Genomic DNA, 16,357 nt, shown 5'->3' on the forward strand with positions numbered 1-16,357 from the left:
GAAGTGAAGGGAGGAACCTACTGTGTCGCTGTTCGACAAGCGATTGTCTGAAATACATAGCGCCCTGCGCGCAAAGGAGTTGTCCGTGACGGATCTGGTGCAGGCATCCATCGCCAGCATCAAGGAGCACGACGACGAAATCAAATCCGTTCTGCATGTTGATGAAGAAGGGGCTCTTGCTCATGCCCGTCAGCTGGACGAGCGTCTCGCGAAAGGTGGCGAGGAGCTGGGCATGCTGTATGGTCTGCCTGCAGGCTTGAAGGACAACCTCATCACCAAAGACGTACGCACCACCTGCGCCAGCAAATTTTTGGCCAACTTTGATCCTGTCCATGACGGGACTGTTTCCAAAAAAGTGAAGGATGCCGATGCTGTCATCGTGGCGAAGCTGAACATGGACGAGTTTGCCATGGGCGGCTCCAACGAAAACTCCGGCTTCTACCCAACCAAAAACCCGTGGAACACCGAGTACGTTCCAGGCGGCTCCAGCGGTGGCTCGGCGGCAGCAATGGCTGCACGTCATTTTTACTTTACGCTCGGTTCGGACACAGGCGGCTCCATCCGTCAGCCAGCAGCATTTTGCGGCGTGGTTGGTCTGAAGCCGACCTATGGCCGTGTATCCCGTTTTGGTCTCGTGGCGTTTGCTTCTTCTCTCGACCAGATCGGACCTGTAACGAAAAACGTAGAAGACTCCGCTTATGTCCTGCAAGCGATCGCAGGCCATGATCCGTACGATTCCACTTCCGCCAATGTAGAAGTTCCTGATTTCCTGTCTGCTTTGACGGGAGATGTAAAAGGGCTGCGCATTGGTGTGCCAAAAGAGCTGATCGGGGAAGGTATTGATCCAGAGGTACGCGACGCCGTACTGGCAGCGCTGAAGCAGCTGGAGAGCATGGGTGCGACCTGGAGCGAGGTATCCATGCCGCATACCGAGTACGCGGTGCCTGCTTACTACCTGCTGTCTTCCTCAGAGGCATCGTCCAACCTGGCTCGTTTTGACGGCGTACGCTACGGTGTGCGTGCCGACAATGCGTCCAACCTGATCGAGCTGTACAAAGAGTCCCGCAGCCAAGGCTTCGGTCCAGAGGTAAAACGGCGCATCATGCTCGGGACGTATGCCCTGTCGTCCGGCTACTACGATGCGTACTACAAAAAAGCACAGCAAGTGCGCACCCTGATCATCCAGGACTACAACAGCATCTTTGCTGATTTTGACGTGATTTTGCATCCGACTACGCCATCTACGGCGTTCAAAATCGGGGAAAACGTGGACGATCCGGTCAAAATGTACCTGGAAGACATCTGCACCGTGCCTGTAAACCTGGCGGGCTTGCCAGCGATCAGCGTACCATGCGGATTCTCCGGGAAAGGTCTGCCGATCGGCTTGCAGATCATCGGGAAAGCGTTTGACGAATCCACCGTGCTGCGCGTGGCACATGCCTATGAACAATCTGTAGGCTTCCATACGCGCAAGCCGGAATGGGTGAGGGGGTAAGAGCATGAGCAAGTACGAAACCGTCATCGGCTTGGAGGTCCATGCCGAGCTGTCCACCAACAGTAAAATTTTCTGCGGCTGCAAAACCGAATTCGGTGCGGAGCCGAATACCCATACATGCCCGATTTGCTTGGGGCATCCAGGCGTACTGCCAGTGACCAACAAGCAGGCAGTGGAATTCGCGATGAAAGCCGCGCTGGCGCTCAACTGCGAAATCTCCCGTGAGACGAAGTTTGACCGCAAAAACTACTTTTACCCGGATTCTCCAAAAGCGTACCAAATCTCCCAGTTCGACCAGCCGATCGGCTACAACGGCTGGATCGATATCGAAGTAAACGGCGAGACTAAACGCATCGGAATCACTCGTCTGCATCTGGAAGAGGATGCAGGGAAGCTGACGCACAGTGACTTCGGCGGAGAGTCTTTGGTAGACTTCAACCGTGTCGGTGTTCCGCTGGTGGAGATCGTATCCGAGCCAGATATCCGCACACCGGAAGAAGCGCGTGCGTATTTGGAAAAGCTCAAAGCGATCATTCAGTACACCGAGGTTTCTGACGTACGTATGGAGCAAGGCTCCCTGCGCTGCGATGCCAACGTGTCGATCCGTCCGTATGGTCAAGAGGAATTCGGGACCAAGGCCGAGCTGAAAAACATGAACTCCTTCCGCAATGTGCAAATGGGCTTGGAATATGAAGTGATGCGTCAGACCGAAGTGGTTTCCTCCGGTGGAAAAGTCGTACAGGAAACACGTCGTTGGGATGAGGCAAACAAGAAGACATTGACTATGCGTTCCAAAGAAGAAGCGCATGACTATCGCTACTTTCCAGATCCTGACCTCGTGCGCATGCAAATTTCCGAAGAGTGGATCGAAGCGGTACGCGCGACGATTCCTGAGCTCCCGGATGCTCGCCAAGCGCGCTACGTCAACGACTTTGGACTGTCCAAGGACGATGCTGGTGTCCTCACGATGTCCAAGGAAACGGCTGATTTCTTCGACGAAACAGTCAAGACAGGGGCGGAGCCAAAAGCAGTAGCGAACTGGCTGATGGTGGATCTCCTGGCTCACTTGAACGCCAACAATCTGGTCTTTGCCGACGTGAAAATGACGCCGCAAGGACTGGGTGAGATGATCAAGCTGATCGCAGACGGCACGATTTCCTCCAAGATCGCGAAAACGGTCTTCAAGGAAATGGTCGAGACAGGCAAAGAGCCGAAGAAGATCGTAGAGGAAAAAGGCCTGGTGCAAATCAGCGACGAGGGCGCGCTGCGTCAAATCGTCGTCGATGCGATCAACTCCAACCCGCAGGCTGTTGCTGACTACAAGTCCGGTAACGAAAAAGCAGCCGCTTTCTTCGTTGGTCAAGTCATGAAGCAAACCAAAGGCAAAGCGAACCCGCCGATGGTGAACAAGCTGATTGCAGAAGTATTGAAAGAAATGTAAGGATTGGACCGACAACTGCCAAAGCGTTCTCCTGATTCAATGGGAGGGCGCTTTTTTTTGCTCATGCACGACCCAAAGATGACGATCCCCGTTTTCTCGAGCAGAATAAGTAATGTGAAAATAAGGAAATGATAGGAAAATGAGGGGGACTATGAGATTTGCAAAGCTGAGGGAGGCGGCCATACTGACGGGGGTACTTGGGTGTTTTTATGCGCTTACTCCTGCTATGGACGGGTCCAGGGGAAATGTTGTGCTTGCAGCCTCCGAACAGGCAGTAAAGCTCACGAAAGCACAAGCCGTTGCATTCGCGAAGCCATTGCCAATCGATCTGGAGGGATACGAGCTGGCGGATTTGTTTCCGGATCATCAGCTGTCCTTTGAGAGTGGCCGTTTGGCATGGACTGCCGATTGGAGCAAGGGGGAAGAAGAGACCGAGCACAAATGGATCACAGTGGATGCTGTCACAGGCAAGCTGCTCAATTATTCGCAGCTGAAAAGTGATAAGCAAATGGCTGCAGACGCCAAGCTGATCTCCCGGCAGGAAGCGCTGCAAGCGGCACAGCAGTTTTTGACAGCTGTTGCGCCAATGGAGCTGCTGCATACGAAGGGGCAAAATCTGTATGAGGAAATGAATCCGTATCCACCACAGGCGGGAGCCTATTCCTTTTTCTTTACTCGTGAGGAATAGTCGGTTCCTTTCCTGGAAAATGATTTGCAGGTGACCGTCGATTTGCAAGGGGAGATAGTGCATGACAAACGCAACTGGTTTGATGGCACGCTGCCCGATCCAGTTCCGCAGCTTTCAGAGGAAGAGGCAAGAGGGCGCTGTCCTGCCGCTGGAATTCCAGCATACAGGGCAGCCATTTCCTCGGCTATCACGCAGTCAGCGCGTGCAGCATATTTTCCAGCAGAATCAAAGCCTGGCGCTCCTTCGCCTCGATACTTGTCAGCAGCGCGATCGCCTGCGCACTTTGCTGAGGATCATTTGGCTCCCCTCCAGCAGGGAATGGGAAGAGGCGGCAGAGCTGGGCAAATTCGTCGGCAATCGCTCCGTACAGATCAGCGGCTTGCAGGCAGACTGGACGAATCGCGTCAAAGGTTGTGTCAGTCCACGTTTCCGCGATCTCCTTCCAAAAGTCAGAGGCATTGCGGCGGGCGTCATGGGCGATGGCAAGCGTGTATGCATTTCCGTTTGGCTCGATGGTTCGTTTCTCAAACGCATTCAGCCAATCAGCGTAGGCGTCAAGTCCATGCGTTGCTCCAAACGCAGGCTCCTCTCCGCGAGCATGCGAAATTGCCATTTGCAGCGCTCCGATCAGCATTTGCCTTTGGTCTGTTTCCAACGACTCATCCAGCGCGAGTACAAACAAGTCTTCGATCAACCCGCGTCCCAAATGATCGTATGGAATCGTCCCCAGGTGGCCGCAGTTATCGCCTGCATGAAGCAGCTTCTGCTCGTCATCGTACCCGTAGATCAGGGCGAACTCGGGAATGAACATATCCCAAGCCAATACAGGGTAACCGCGATCTACAGAGCGATGAATCAACTCCAGCGCTTGCGGGAGCACTTGAGAGAGCTGTCTTTTTTCGCGTGCATTCGCGCCTAGCAGGGAAGGCTCGACGAGGTTGGCATTTATTTCGATTCCGGCAGCTTGCTTGAAGTCGCTGATGGAGCGAGAAGTGAATCCGAGGTTGCGAAGGCCGCGGGCTAGCACTGGACCAAATTCAAACATGGTCGGTCCTGCAATGTGTACATGCTCAGGCACTACAGTCAATCGAAAGGCGTGGCCGCTCAATCCCATTACCATCGGAAGAGTCAATTTTCGATTCGCTGCTTCGAGCATACCTCGAAGAGCCATGACGCAAGTAACCCAAGTGTGGAGAGAGAATGCTTCTGGTGTGTTCAATACGACCTTTTTCATAATTCCCGCTTCCTTTCGTGATTGCACGTATTGGTCAACAACGACACGAGTTTTTTCCTGAATCAGCTTTTTGCGTGAACGCGACAGGACCTGGTACACGTTGGCTTGGGAGATCTGGAACAGTTGGGCGATTTCCAGTGGAGACAGGTGATCGAAGAAATGAGACTCGACGATTTTCCTCTCCCGTGGATTGAGACAGTGGAGTAAGCTCGTGATCGTTTGGAGCAGCTCTCTGCGGACCATGATTTCCTCAGGATCCGTCGCGGGATCAACGGGCTGTGACCATCTGCGTCCCAAACGGTGCAGGATGCTGTCCAAGTCCTCCCAGTCTGTCTTCTCTTGAAGGCCAGAGAACGGTTGCTCGCGCTTTTGCGGTCCTTTTTGCAGACGCGTGTAAGCCTGGTTGCGGACGATCCGATGCAGCCAAGGCAAGAAGCGGCGACTGTCCATCAAGCTCCCCAGGTGTAAAAAAGCTCGAATCAGCGCTTCCTGCACGATGTCCTCGGCTAGAAACGGCTCCTGGGTATACGAGCGAGCATATCCATAAACCTTGGCACGATGCCGTCTGACCAGCTCTCCAAACGCCTCCCCGTCTCCATCCTTCGCTCGTTCCACCAGAACGTCGTCTGCTGTCATGTCCTCTTCCTGGTCTTCATATCGATTCAAGATCTTGGCATCCATCGTAAAACTCCTCGCTAATTTGTTGACTTGATACATAGACTTAAGCGATGCGGGATTTCTGACAAAGGAGTAGAAAAAATTTTGTTAGCCTTCTCGAAAGGGATTATTTGTAACGTTTTCCACTCTCCCCTATAATGAACATACACGAATGATTGAAGAGGGGGAAGGACAGATATGAAGCTGATTTCTATTTCGGGCGAAAACGTTCCACCGAGCAAAGGAGGCTCTCCTGCAGAGACGTTTGACCGCTCGATAGCCACCTGGGAGGAAAACGGACAGCAAACGACATTGACCGTTACCTATGTCCGCTACTTCGTAAAGGTCCTGGCTGAACGCGGTATTTACGATCAAGAGGCAGAGGGGATCCCTGTCACTCATTTGGTTGCCCTCTTGTTTGCGGATAAATATCCGAACCTTCCGGAAAAACGACACTACATCAACAATACGGAAGACTTCCTAGCACTGTTTGAGGATTTCTCGCTCGCGAAATGGAAAGAACGTTACCCGGGCATTATCGTACACTCGATTGCGTAAAGAAGTTTCACATACGGCATAGCAGGGGTAGGGCATGCTATAGGCATCCAATTATTGGAGTTGATCAGCATGCTTTCTCTGTTATTGTCTCTTTCTCTAGCTGCCACTGGAGAGCCGTTCATTGCCCCACACCAAACAACAGCTACCGCCCCGGTTTTTCATCAGCTCGCCACTCAAGAGTACGATGTCTATCTCAAGCACTGGCAAAAAGGAACAGAGCTTCAGCTAAGCCACCCGCTGTTTCGGCTTAGCAAGGTTTCGGCTGGGCCAACGTCCTTTCCTACTATTCTTTTCGATGGGGAAGCAAACGGCGGCACAGGGCAGATCTCGATGACGTTTTACAACCTGGAGGGGGATCAGATCTTTTCGCCGCCGGGAACGGTCCAAAAGGCGCGAGTAGACGACAGGCAGCGCAAGTTTGTGGTCTCTGCCGCTATTCCTCGCCTGCTGATTGGGCAAACGGGCGCCATTCAGGTGACTTTCACCGGAGAAAAAGGCAAGCGTGCTGCTTTTTACGTGAAAGCAAAGTTTTAGAGAGAAATGCTTCAAGGGCTGTTTCCGCATGCATCGGGAAGGAGGAGTGCGGATGATTGAAGTCAAGCAAGTCAGCAAACGCTTTGGCGATTTTACTGCCGTTCGCGATGTGTCGTTTCGTGTGGAGGCAGGGGAAGTATACGGTCTTCTGGGGGAGAACGGCGCAGGGAAAACGACGACGATGCGCATGATGGCGACGATTCTGCAGCCTACTACAGGAGATATCGAGATCAGCGGCTTCTCTGTCCAGCGGGATCCGGTCGAGGTACGGCGCAGGATCGGCATCCTCTTTGGGGGAGATGTCGGGCTGTACAATCGGTTGACGGCAAGAGAAAACATCGCGTATTTCGGGAGCTTGTACGGTCTGGAGCAGGCCAGGCTGCAGGAGAGGATCGACAGCCTGAGCCGAATGCTGGATATGGAAGAATTCATCGACAGGCGGGTCGGCTCCTTTTCTCGGGGGATGAAGCAGAAGGTGGCGATCGCACGTACCCTCGTACACGATCCCGATGTAGTTCTTCTGGATGAGCCGACCACGGGACTCGATGTTACGGCCGCCAACATTTTTCGCAGAATGGTCGCCCGTATGCAGGAGGAAGGAAAAACGATTCTGTTTTCGAGCCACAACATGGGGGAAATTAACAAGCTGTGCAAACGAGTGGCTTTGATTCACAAAGGGAGCATGCGCTTTGCAGGCACACTGGAGAGCATGCGGGAGCAGTACGGGATTCATGACCTGGACGACATTTTCATGGCCGTGGTGGAAGGGAGCGAGAACTGATGGGCAGACGTGTCATCTGGACGGTGTTTCAAAAGGAGTTTCTCGACCTGTTTCGTGATCGCAAAACATTGCTGGGAACCTTTCTGGTGCCTCTGGTCATTATTCCGTTCGTTTTCTTTTTGCTGGGAATGTCCTATAGCAATGTCGAAAAAGAGGCGCGTGCCTACGTACCGATCGCGATTCATGGAACATCCGGACTGACTGCTGCCCTAGAAAAAATACCAGGTGCAAGGATCCTGGAGCCGGAAAATGCAGAGCAGGCGCTGCAGGCGGGAATGCTGCGGGCTATAGTGACGATCCCTTCCGGCTTTGACGAGACGATTGCCGCGGGGAGAACAGGGGCGCTGACGGTTGCCTACGACTCCACCAATCAAAAATCCGTCTACGCGCGGGATGTGATCGAGCAGACGGTGAAAGCGTATAGTCAGGAGATCGTAGCCCAACGCTTGCAGCATGCGGGGCTTTCTCCAAAGGCCATCGAGCCGATCGCTTCGACGTATCAAAACGTGGCCACGGAGGAACGCTTGTCCGGTGGCATGCTGGCCGGTATCATTCCGTTGATGCTTGTTGTTTCTCTGGCCTCTGGGGGAGTTGCCGCCGCCAATGATCTGGTCGCAGGAGAAAAAGAGCGGGGAACGCTGGAGTCGCTGATGACGGCCCCGATTGCCGCCAATCATATTTTAACCGCCAAGCTGCTGGCTGTGATGGTGATGAGTACGATGAGCGCTCTGGCTTCCTTGGTCTCGGTGTCTCTGGTGCTGAGCTTTGGACCGTTGGATACGGAAGGGGCTGGGTTTTCCCTAGGCTTTTTTTCGCCTGCCACCCTGTTGGTTTTGGTGCTGACCATTCTTTTGCTTGCCGCGATGTTTGCCGGTTTGGAGCTGGTTCTGAGCACGATCGCGAAGTCTTTTAAGGAAGGGCAGACGTATATGAGCGGAATCATCTTCGTAGCGATGGTGCCCTCCTACATGCTGATGCCGCTGAACCCGGTGGATATTCCTTTTTCGTACTACGTGCTGCCCGTCTTCAATGGCGTCGCTCTCTGCAAGGAAGTCTTTTACGGAAGAGTCGATCCGGTACACGGATTGGTTGGACTTGGCACTTCTTTGCTGTACGTTGTTGTCATTATTGCCTGGAGCTCTCGATTATTCCGGAGGGAGGGAGCCGTCGTAAAAAATTAAAACGAGTCGCCCTGTTGCTGGTATGAATGTTGAAAGCTGGTGAGTGCGAGTGAATCCGCTTTATTTGGGTGTCCTTCTGGTATTTGTGTCAGCAGCAGCCTTCGGTGTCATGACGATTTTCGCCGTATTTGCCTACGGGGCAGGCGTATCGGTCTCGACCTTGCTGTTTTTGCGGTTTTTGTTTGCCTCAGCGATTTTCTTCGGCCTGATCCTCTGGAAGAAGGAGTCCGTACGCGTCAATAAAAAACAACTGATAAGCCTGTTTCTTCTGGGCGGCATTCTGTACACGATGCAGTCGCTCAGCTTTTTCTCTGCGGTTCAGTATATTCCGACATCGATGGCAGCCCTGCTGTTGTATACGTTTCCGGCGTTTGTGGCGATCCTCAGCTTTTTCGTAGAGAAGGAGAAGCTGCGCAAAAAAACGATCATCGCGATGGCCATATCATTTGTGGGGCTGGCGATGGTACTGGGGCTTTCCTTTGGGGAGATTCATCCACTTGGCGTATTCCTCGCGCTGGCCGCGGCGATCTTTTACTCCGTGTACATCATTGTCGGTAATCGGGTGGTAAAGGGGTTGTCTCCGTATGTGACCTCTGCTTACATCACACTGTTTGCCTGCTTCTCCACGTTTTTGGTCGCTCAAAAGGATGGCGGGATCGATCTGTCCTTTGACGTGCAGGGGTGGTTTGCCTTGGCGGGTATCGTAGTCTTTTCTACCGTGGTCGCCATCAGCACATTCTTCCGTGCCCTGCAGCTGATCAGCTCAACCAAAGCCTCGGTGCTCAGCACATTTGAGCCCGTCGTGACCTTTGTCGCATCGGCCCTGCTGTTAGGGGAATCCTTTACCTGGCTTCAGCTGGTGGGAGGCGCGGCCGTGCTTGGGGGAGCAGTTCTCATCGTATCGGGGAAGGAAGAATCGGCGGGACAAGCAGCAGAAAAAGTGGAAGCCGTTTCCTAGATAGACTTAGGCATCGGCAGAAAAAAGACGCTCAAGCGAACGTGAACTGCACCTCTAAATGTTAGATGTGTCTAACAAATGGGGTGCAGTTCATCGCAGGAGCGTCTTTTATATTTTCAGATGCTGCGGTTTATTCGGTCATTTGGGAGCGGATGAGCCAGCCGGCACCATAGACACCAGCATCGTTGCCCAATGTGGCGGCTACAATCTGCGTGGATTCTACCACGTACGGGAAGGGGACGAAGCGGGCGAAAGACTCACGGACTCGCGAAAAGAGAAACTCCCCAGCTGCCGCCACACCGCCGCCGATGACGATCTTGGCGGGATTCAGCAAGATTGCCAGGTGGGACAGGGCTAGACCAAGGTAGAGGGTGGCCTGATCGACGATGGCAAGTGAGGCTGTGTCGCCCTCTTTGGCAGCATCGAGAACGTCTTTTGCCTTGAGCTCACCGTGCTGTGCCAGTGCCGCGGCCAGTGCGGGACTCGTGCCGTTCGTGGCAGCCAGCTTGCCTTCGCGGATGATGGCAGTAGCAGAGGTATAGGTCTCCAGACAGCCGGTTTTGCCGCAGTTGCAGATCGAGCCGCTGCCTGGTGTCATGGTGATATGCCCAATTTCGCCGCCGACGCCATTGATGCCGTGAACAACACTCCCGTGGACGATGATCCCGCCGCCCACACCTGTTCCGAGCGTAATGGCGACGAGATCTTCCGCACCTTGCCCGGCACCTTGCCACATCTCGCCCAAAGCAGCCATGTTGGCGTCATTTTCCACTGCCACAGGCAGACCTGTCAGCGCTTTCAGTTTCTCACGGAGGGGGACAGGCTTTCGCCAATGCAGATTGACAGCTTGCATGACGATCCCGTTTTTTGCGTCGATCGGACCGGGGACACCCACGCCGATTCCAAGGGTCTGTGCTTTACTGTACTCGTGCTGCGCGAGAAGTGCATCAGCCATCTCTGCGATTTTTTGCAGGACCCCGTCTTCACCTTGTGCGACGGGAGTAGGCTCCTGCGTCTTGGCCACCAGCTCTCCATCCGGGGTAATCAAGGCCATTTTAATCGCGGTTCCACCTACGTCTACACCTACGATGATTTGCTGCACGACTGTCCCCTCCCATCCATTTCATTCCCATCTTTTTCTATCTTATCACGCCCAAGACAGCATAGCGATTCCCAAAAATGGCTATACAGGATATGATGGGTAGAGAAACGATAATATCCGTGAGCGAGGGAAGGAAGAAGGGATCTGCTTGAAACGAGCCAGATTAATCTACAATCCGAGCTCCGGCCGGGAGATCGTGCGTCGGAGATTGCCGGATATCCTTGATTATATGGAATCCGCCGGATACGAGACATCCTGCCATGCAACGAAGGGTGAAGGGGATGCGACCGAGGCGGCAGCACGTGCTGTTGCCAGGGGATACGACCTGATCATCGCTGCAGGTGGAGATGGAACGATCTATGAAGTGGTAAACGGGATGGCCGAGCTGAAATCACGTCCGTCCTTAGGAATCATTCCGTGTGGTACGAGCAACGACCTCTCCCGCGCTGTCGGCATACCCAAATCGATCAGCCGGGCTTGCGAGATTATCTCCAAAGGCAAGAAGAAGAAAATCGACCTCGGTCGGATCAATAACCGTTATTTTATCAATATCGCAGGTGGAGGCTCGCTGACGAATCTCACGTACGAGGTTCCGAGCAAGCTGAAGACGATGATCGGTCAGTTGGCGTATTACGTCAAAGGGCTGGAAAAGCTGCCCTCCCTGCACCCGATCCGCGTTCGTCTGGAAAGCCGCAAAGAAGTGCTTTTGGACGAAGAGATCATGATTTTCCTCATCGCCAATAGCCATTCTGTCGGCGGCTTCGACAAGCTCGCCCCAGATGCGGACCTCTCAGACGGCAAGCTGGACGTCATCGTAGTGAAAAAGATGAACATCGCCGAATTTATTCGTTTGGCGACGTCGGCTGTGCGCGGCGAGCACTTGAAGGACCCGAACATTTTATATTTCCAGGCAGACTACATCAAGGCGACCTCCCCAGGAACGGAAACCGTGCAGCTCAACCTGGATGGTGAGCTCGGAGGACAGCTCCCCTGCGTGGTGGAAGCATTGCCAGGCCATATCGAGTTGTTCGTGCCGTAGGAAGATAGTAAAATGAATAGCAACTACTTCAGGGATGCCATCGACGCATCCCTGACGTTTGTCCCGATGGGAATCAGGCAAGTGCCGAATAAAGGAGCAAAGAAACTGTGGCGAAGATGACAAAGAAGCGGCGCGGACCGCAGCAGGCACCAAAAGCAGAGCTGAATGTGCCTGTGCGTGTCGGACAAACCGTGGAAGTGGAGATTACCGGACTGAATCACGAAGGAGCCGGTGTAGGCCGGATTGAAGGATATACGCTTTTTGTAGACGGTGCACTTGCGGGAGAGAAAGTGCGCGCACGCGTCGATCATGTGAAGAAAAATTTCGGATTCGCGAAGCTGGCGAGTGTCATGGAGGCTAGCACAGCGAGATCGATGCCGCCCTGTCCCGTCTACGACCGTTGCGGAGGCTGTTCCTTGCAGCATCTCGTCTATGAGGAGCAGCTGCGTCACAAGCAGCAGATCGTCAAAGACAATCTACGTCGCATTGGCGGCTTTTCCGTAGAGGGAGATGGAGCGATCACCGTTCACCCGACACTCGGCATGACCGATCCATGGCGCTATCGCAACAAAGCCCAGGTACCGATCGGCGAGGAAAACGGCGCGCTCGTAGGCGGCTTTTACGCGGAGAAATCCCACTCGATCATTGACATGGACGAGTGCCTGATCCAGCATCAGGCCAATGACGAAGCCGTAGCTGCTGTGAAGAAAATCGCCACCTCGCTGAACATTTCGCCCTACGACGAAGTGCGTCACAGCGGATTGCTGCGCCATGTCGTGGTAAAAGTTGGTGTGAAAACGGGAGAAGTCATGGTTGTGCTCGTAACGACCGAGGAGACAATCCCGCGCGTGGAAGAGCTGGTAGAGGCGATCCGCACTCAAGTGACCGGCGTGGCCAGCATCGTGCAAAACGTCAATCCGGACAAGACCAACGTCATTTTCGGGAAGAAGACCGTGACGCTATGGGGCAGCGATGTCATCTACGATTATATCGGCGCTATCAAATTCGCTATCTCGGCGCGCTCGTTCTATCAGGTGAACCCGGCGCAAACCGAGGTCTTGTACAACAAGACGCTCGAATATGTAGGAGCGACTGGTACCGAGACGGTCATCGATGCGTACTGCGGGATCGGGACCATTTCGCTGTTTCTGGCGCAGAAGTCCAAGCACGTCTACGGCGTAGAAATCGTGCCGGAAGCGATCGAGGACGCCAACCGCAATGCAGAGCTGAACGGCGTCAAGAATGCAACGTTTGAGACAGGCCCGGCCGAGGTCGTGATCCCTGCGTGGAAAGAGAAAGGGATAAAACCGGATGTCATCGTGGTCGACCCGCCTAGAAAAGGCTGCGACGAGGCGCTGCTCACGACCATTTTGGAGATGCAACCGCAGAAGGTCGTGTACGTTTCCTGTAACCCGTCCACGCTGGCGAGGGATTTGAAGGTGCTGGCGGAAATGTATGAGGTCGTGGAAGTGCAGCCGGTGGATATGTTCCCGCATACGGGGCATGTGGAGTGCTGTGCGTTGATAGTTAGAAGCAAAGAATAAACAGATGGGAGTTCGAGAATCTATAGAAGATTATCGAACTCCCATCTGCTTTAATTTCAATTCGGTCGATGAGACGATGAAGGATTTCTGGTGATAGCTCCTTGAAGGATGTAAATTCTTCGAGATGTTTTTTAGTTCAGTGAACGCCGATGTTCCATTGCTGTTCTTAATTGATTCTTCAATTCGGTATTTCTTTTGAATCAATTCATTTATCTCTTGGTTCGTGCTACGAACATACTCAGAGAATTCCACGTCAGACATCTCACCATCTAAATTTTTGTCACGAGCCTTCTTTTTTCGAGTCTTCAGTTTTTCAATCTCACTTTCGGGTGACACTTGAAGAAGTATGCCCATTCTACAAAAAATGCATCAATTTTTTATTACTTTGAGGATCTAAAAGAAATTGCAGGTCGGACTTATTTAAGGGGAGATTTGTAGTCGTTGTAGTTAGATGGCTAATTCATAAACTGCTGCTTGCAGTAGCCATTGCCACTATTGTGCTCGCCGCCTGGCTCTTCTCCCATGTAGTGTTTGATTTCTGCATGCACGTTGGATTCCAAGTTTTCTTTCACCAACGAAGTGACAGCTTTTATGGGAGACCACCTCAAAAACATCGCCCGTCCTATTCTCTATGGAGAATAGGACGGGGAGCTGTGGGAAAAATATTATAAAAAATAAGGGGGCGGGCGCGTGGTAACCCTTCCTGATGGGACAACTTTGCCCAGAATCGGTCAAGGTACGTGGTATATGGGGGATGAGCCGTCCAAGAAAAATGAAGAGCTTCGCACGTTAAGACGCGGTGTGGAGCTTGGATTGAACCTTATCGATTCGGCTGAAATGTATGGCGACGGCAGATCCGAGTCCTTGGTTGGAGAAGCGATCGAAGGGATACGAGATCAAGTGTTTCTGGTATCCAAAGTATACCCGCACAACGCGGGATTGAATCGCATCGTCGGCAGCTGCGAACAAAGCTTGAAGCGGTTAAAGACAGACCGCCTCGACCTGTATCTTCTTCACTGGAGAGGAAGCATTCCTCTAAGCGAAACGGTAGAAGCGATGGAGCAGTTGGTCGAAGCGGGGAAAATTTTGCGATGGGGCGTCTCGAACCTGGACACGGACGATATGAAAGAACTATTCGACGCGGCGCGAGGGACGCATTGCATGGTCGATCAGGTGCTGTATCATCTCGGTTCCCGCGGCATAGAATACGACCTGCTTCCTTGGTTGAGAGAGCGAAAAATCCCGACGATGGCCTACAGTCCGCTCGCCCAGGCGGGCACCTTACGAAGAGGGTTGGTTGAGCATCCAGCGGTTAAGGAGATTGCTGATCGACATGGCGTGAAGCCGCTTCAGATTCTCTTGGCTTGGTGCATTAGAAGCGGTGACGTGATTGCCATTCCTAAGGCGTCGACAGTAGCGCATGTCGAAGAGAATGCGGAGGCGGAACGGATTAAGCTTACCGAGGAAGACTTGGGGATGTTGGATGAGGCGTTCCCCAAACCGACTAGAAAGGTTCAGCTCGACATTATTTAAGAAAGCCTTCACATGAAGGTTCCCGCAGGTTAGACTTGTTTGATGGATTACCGAATTCCAAACCACTGCTTTTCCGTCAGTTTCGACAACTGTAGCACATCTCTCCATGTTCTCTCTTGTAGTACATGCGGCACGATGGGCGGAGGAGCAGCGGCTTTTCTTTATTTCAGGGATTATCACTCTGGAAGTCGCCAAAATGTTGATTCACGCAGCGGAATCGGCTAAACATATGGGGCTGTCCCTAAGGGTACAATACCCCGTGGCACAGCCCCTCTTCTCATGCTATCAGTTAAGGCTTCAGGACGAATTTAATGCATTCGTCCGCATGGTTGTAGAAGGTATTGTACGCATTATGCGCCTGATCGAGCGGCACTTTATGCGTGATGATCTCCGTCGGATCGAACTCGCCTGCCATAATTTTTTGGTACAGCATCGGCATGTAATGAATCACGGGCGCCTGTCCCATGGTCAGCTTTACGTTTCGTTCCCAAATGTTTCCAAACATGAACTGGTTGTATTTAGAACCGTATACCCCCGTAATCTGAATCGTGCCGAATTTCCGCACCGCATTCATCGCGATGTTGATCGGGCTGATTGTTCCGCCAACCAGCTTGGCCTTCTGCTCTTCCTCCTCCAATGGGGTCTTCTTGCCGTCCATTCCGACACAATCGATGACGACATCCGCACCTACGCTCGTTATTTCTTTAATATGCAGCCCCATGTCGTTGAAATCTTCAAAGTTGAAGATTTCAACGTTATTCATTTTTTTGGCATGGTTCAGCCGGTACGGGAGGTTGTCGATCGCAATGACCCGTTTGGCCCCTTTCATCCAGGCAAATTTTTGCGCCATCAAGCCGACGGGACCGCAGCCGAGCACCACCACCGTATCCCCCTGCTTCACGCCGCCGTTGTCCACGCTCCAATAGGCCGTCGGCAGCACGTCGGATAGGAACAGGAGATTCTCATCCTCCAATTCGCAAGACTCCGGAATAACGAACGGCATGAAATTGCCGTACGGCACGTAAAGCAATTCGGCTTGTCCGCCCGAATAATTCCCGTAACGTTCTGTAAACCCAAAGTAAGCTCCCGTATCTACTTGGGGATTGGGATTGGAGTTGTCGCATTGGCTCTCCATTTCATGCTGGCAGTAATGACAGCTGCCGCACGAGATATTGAACGGGAGCACGACCCGGTCCCCTTTTTTGACCTTTGTCACCTCAGGGCCCACTTCTTCGACGATGCCCATCGGTTCATGTCCGACCACGTATCCAGTTTGGGCTTGAATCGCCCCCTGGTATATATGGAGATCGGAACCGCATATGGCGGTCGAGGTGATCCTAACGATAATCCCGTCTTTTTTCTGAATCGTCGGATCCGGGACCTGCGTCACTTGCATGTTCTTCATACCATGGAAAGTTACAGCCTTCATAATCGCCCTCCTGCTATGACATGCCTTAATACCCTTTGTCAACAACTTGACCGACACTACCTTTTTGTTCTGGATTTCGATCGACAAACGGACACACGGCTACAAGCGTTGGCAGGAGAAACAAGATAAGCCGTTATTTTATGCAATTTTCAAACATATAAACTATAGATTATTACGACCAGA

At 52.7% G+C, this 16,357-nt stretch carries 14 protein-coding genes and 1 pseudogene; 11 read left to right on the top strand and 4 right to left on the bottom strand.

All coding sequences use genetic code 11. The annotated features are described in order from the left end of the window. The first annotated feature begins 22 nt into the window (after positions 1–22). The 3 genes from gatA to ACLIN2_RS03795 all read left to right on the top strand — a co-directional run bounded on the left by gatA (position 23) and on the right by ACLIN2_RS03795 (position 3,624). Positions 23–1,495, top strand: coding sequence for an Asp-tRNA(Asn)/Glu-tRNA(Gln) amidotransferase subunit GatA (gatA, locus tag ACLIN2_RS03785; RefSeq protein ID WP_400588528.1), 1,473 nt, complete (start codon positions 23–25; stop codon positions 1,493–1,495). 4 nt (positions 1,496–1,499) lie between these two features. Further along, positions 1,500–2,936 carry an Asp-tRNA(Asn)/Glu-tRNA(Gln) amidotransferase subunit GatB gene (gene gatB / locus ACLIN2_RS03790; RefSeq protein ID WP_122960177.1) on the top strand — a complete coding sequence of 479 codons (1,437 nt, stop codon included), beginning with the start codon at positions 1,500–1,502 and terminating at the stop codon, positions 2,934–2,936. 151 nt (positions 2,937–3,087) lie between these two features. Continuing rightward, complete coding sequence (locus ACLIN2_RS03795) at positions 3,088–3,624, top strand: YcdB/YcdC domain-containing protein (RefSeq protein WP_411503243.1); 537 nt, start codon at positions 3,088–3,090, stop codon at positions 3,622–3,624. A 187-nt stretch (positions 3,625–3,811) separates the two neighbouring features. On the opposite strand, the gene ACLIN2_RS03800 is transcribed toward ACLIN2_RS03795, so the two are convergent. Beyond that, on the bottom strand, positions 3,812–5,539 hold the full coding sequence (locus ACLIN2_RS03800; RefSeq protein WP_411503244.1) for an RNA polymerase sigma factor: 1,728 nt from the start codon (positions 5,537–5,539) through the stop codon (positions 3,812–3,814). A 174-nt stretch (positions 5,540–5,713) separates the two neighbouring features. On the opposite strand from ACLIN2_RS03800, the gene ACLIN2_RS03805 reads away from it, so the two are divergent. From ACLIN2_RS03805 to ACLIN2_RS03825, 5 genes are all read left to right on the top strand, one after another. Then, the gene (locus tag ACLIN2_RS03805; RefSeq protein ID WP_092267355.1) at positions 5,714–6,073 is read left to right on the top strand and encodes a hypothetical protein; all 360 of its coding nucleotides are present in this window, start codon (positions 5,714–5,716) and stop codon (positions 6,071–6,073) included. A gap of 69 nt (positions 6,074–6,142) precedes the next feature. After that, positions 6,143–6,607: a hypothetical protein gene (locus tag ACLIN2_RS03810; RefSeq protein WP_411503245.1), complete on the top strand. Its 465-nt coding sequence runs from the start codon at positions 6,143–6,145 to the stop codon at positions 6,605–6,607. A 52-nt stretch (positions 6,608–6,659) separates the two neighbouring features. Continuing rightward, positions 6,660–7,388 (top strand): ABC transporter ATP-binding protein, encoded by a 729-nt coding sequence (locus tag ACLIN2_RS03815; RefSeq protein WP_310238745.1) that lies wholly within the window; start codon positions 6,660–6,662, stop codon positions 7,386–7,388. Continuing rightward, positions 7,388–8,569 (top strand): ABC transporter permease, encoded by a 1,182-nt coding sequence (locus ACLIN2_RS03820; protein ID WP_411503246.1) that lies wholly within the window; start codon positions 7,388–7,390, stop codon positions 8,567–8,569. The genes ACLIN2_RS03815 and ACLIN2_RS03820 overlap by 1 nt, the downstream gene beginning before the upstream one ends. Before the next feature lie 49 nt (positions 8,570–8,618). Further along, the gene (locus ACLIN2_RS03825; RefSeq protein ID WP_411503247.1) at positions 8,619–9,527 is read left to right on the top strand and encodes an EamA family transporter; all 909 of its coding nucleotides are present in this window, start codon (positions 8,619–8,621) and stop codon (positions 9,525–9,527) included. Positions 9,528–9,657: 130 nt separating this feature from the next. On the opposite strand, the gene ACLIN2_RS03830 is transcribed toward ACLIN2_RS03825, so the two are convergent. Then, a complete protein-coding gene (locus tag ACLIN2_RS03830; RefSeq protein WP_411503248.1) occupies positions 9,658–10,629 on the bottom strand; it encodes an ROK family glucokinase in 972 nt (323 codons plus the stop codon). Positions 10,630–10,777: 148 nt separating this feature from the next. Here ACLIN2_RS03830 and ACLIN2_RS03835 point away from each other — a divergent pair, with 148 nt between their 5' ends. Together ACLIN2_RS03835 and rlmD are read left to right on the top strand one after the other, a co-directional pair. Continuing rightward, entirely contained in the window at positions 10,778–11,668 is an 891-nt protein-coding gene (locus tag ACLIN2_RS03835; RefSeq protein WP_411503249.1) for a diacylglycerol kinase, read from the top strand. A gap of 107 nt (positions 11,669–11,775) precedes the next feature. Beyond that, positions 11,776–13,212: a 23S rRNA (uracil(1939)-C(5))-methyltransferase RlmD gene (gene rlmD / locus ACLIN2_RS03840; RefSeq protein ID WP_411503250.1), complete on the top strand. Its 1,437-nt coding sequence runs from the start codon at positions 11,776–11,778 to the stop codon at positions 13,210–13,212. On the opposite strand, the pseudogene ACLIN2_RS03845 reads toward rlmD, so the two are convergent. Further along, a pseudogene (locus tag ACLIN2_RS03845) lies at positions 13,196–13,324 on the bottom strand (hypothetical protein); the annotation flags it as partial. The gene rlmD and the pseudogene ACLIN2_RS03845 sit on opposite strands and share 17 nt — an antisense overlap. Before the next feature lie 578 nt (positions 13,325–13,902). Here ACLIN2_RS03845 and ACLIN2_RS03850 point away from each other — a divergent pair. Next, entirely contained in the window at positions 13,903–14,745 is an 843-nt protein-coding gene (locus ACLIN2_RS03850) for an aldo/keto reductase (RefSeq protein ID WP_400588533.1), read from the top strand. Positions 14,746–15,034: 289 nt separating this feature from the next. Here the strand turns inward: ACLIN2_RS03850 and ACLIN2_RS03855 are convergent, their stop codons facing one another. Beyond that, complete coding sequence (locus tag ACLIN2_RS03855; protein WP_411503251.1) at positions 15,035–16,174, bottom strand: zinc-dependent alcohol dehydrogenase; 1,140 nt, start codon at positions 16,172–16,174, stop codon at positions 15,035–15,037. Between the last annotated feature and the right edge of the window lie 183 nt (positions 16,175–16,357).

The organism is Brevibacillus centrosporus, from assembly GCF_046622605.1.
In the GTDB taxonomy this organism is placed as follows: domain Bacteria; phylum Bacillota; class Bacilli; order Brevibacillales; family Brevibacillaceae; genus Brevibacillus; species Brevibacillus centrosporus.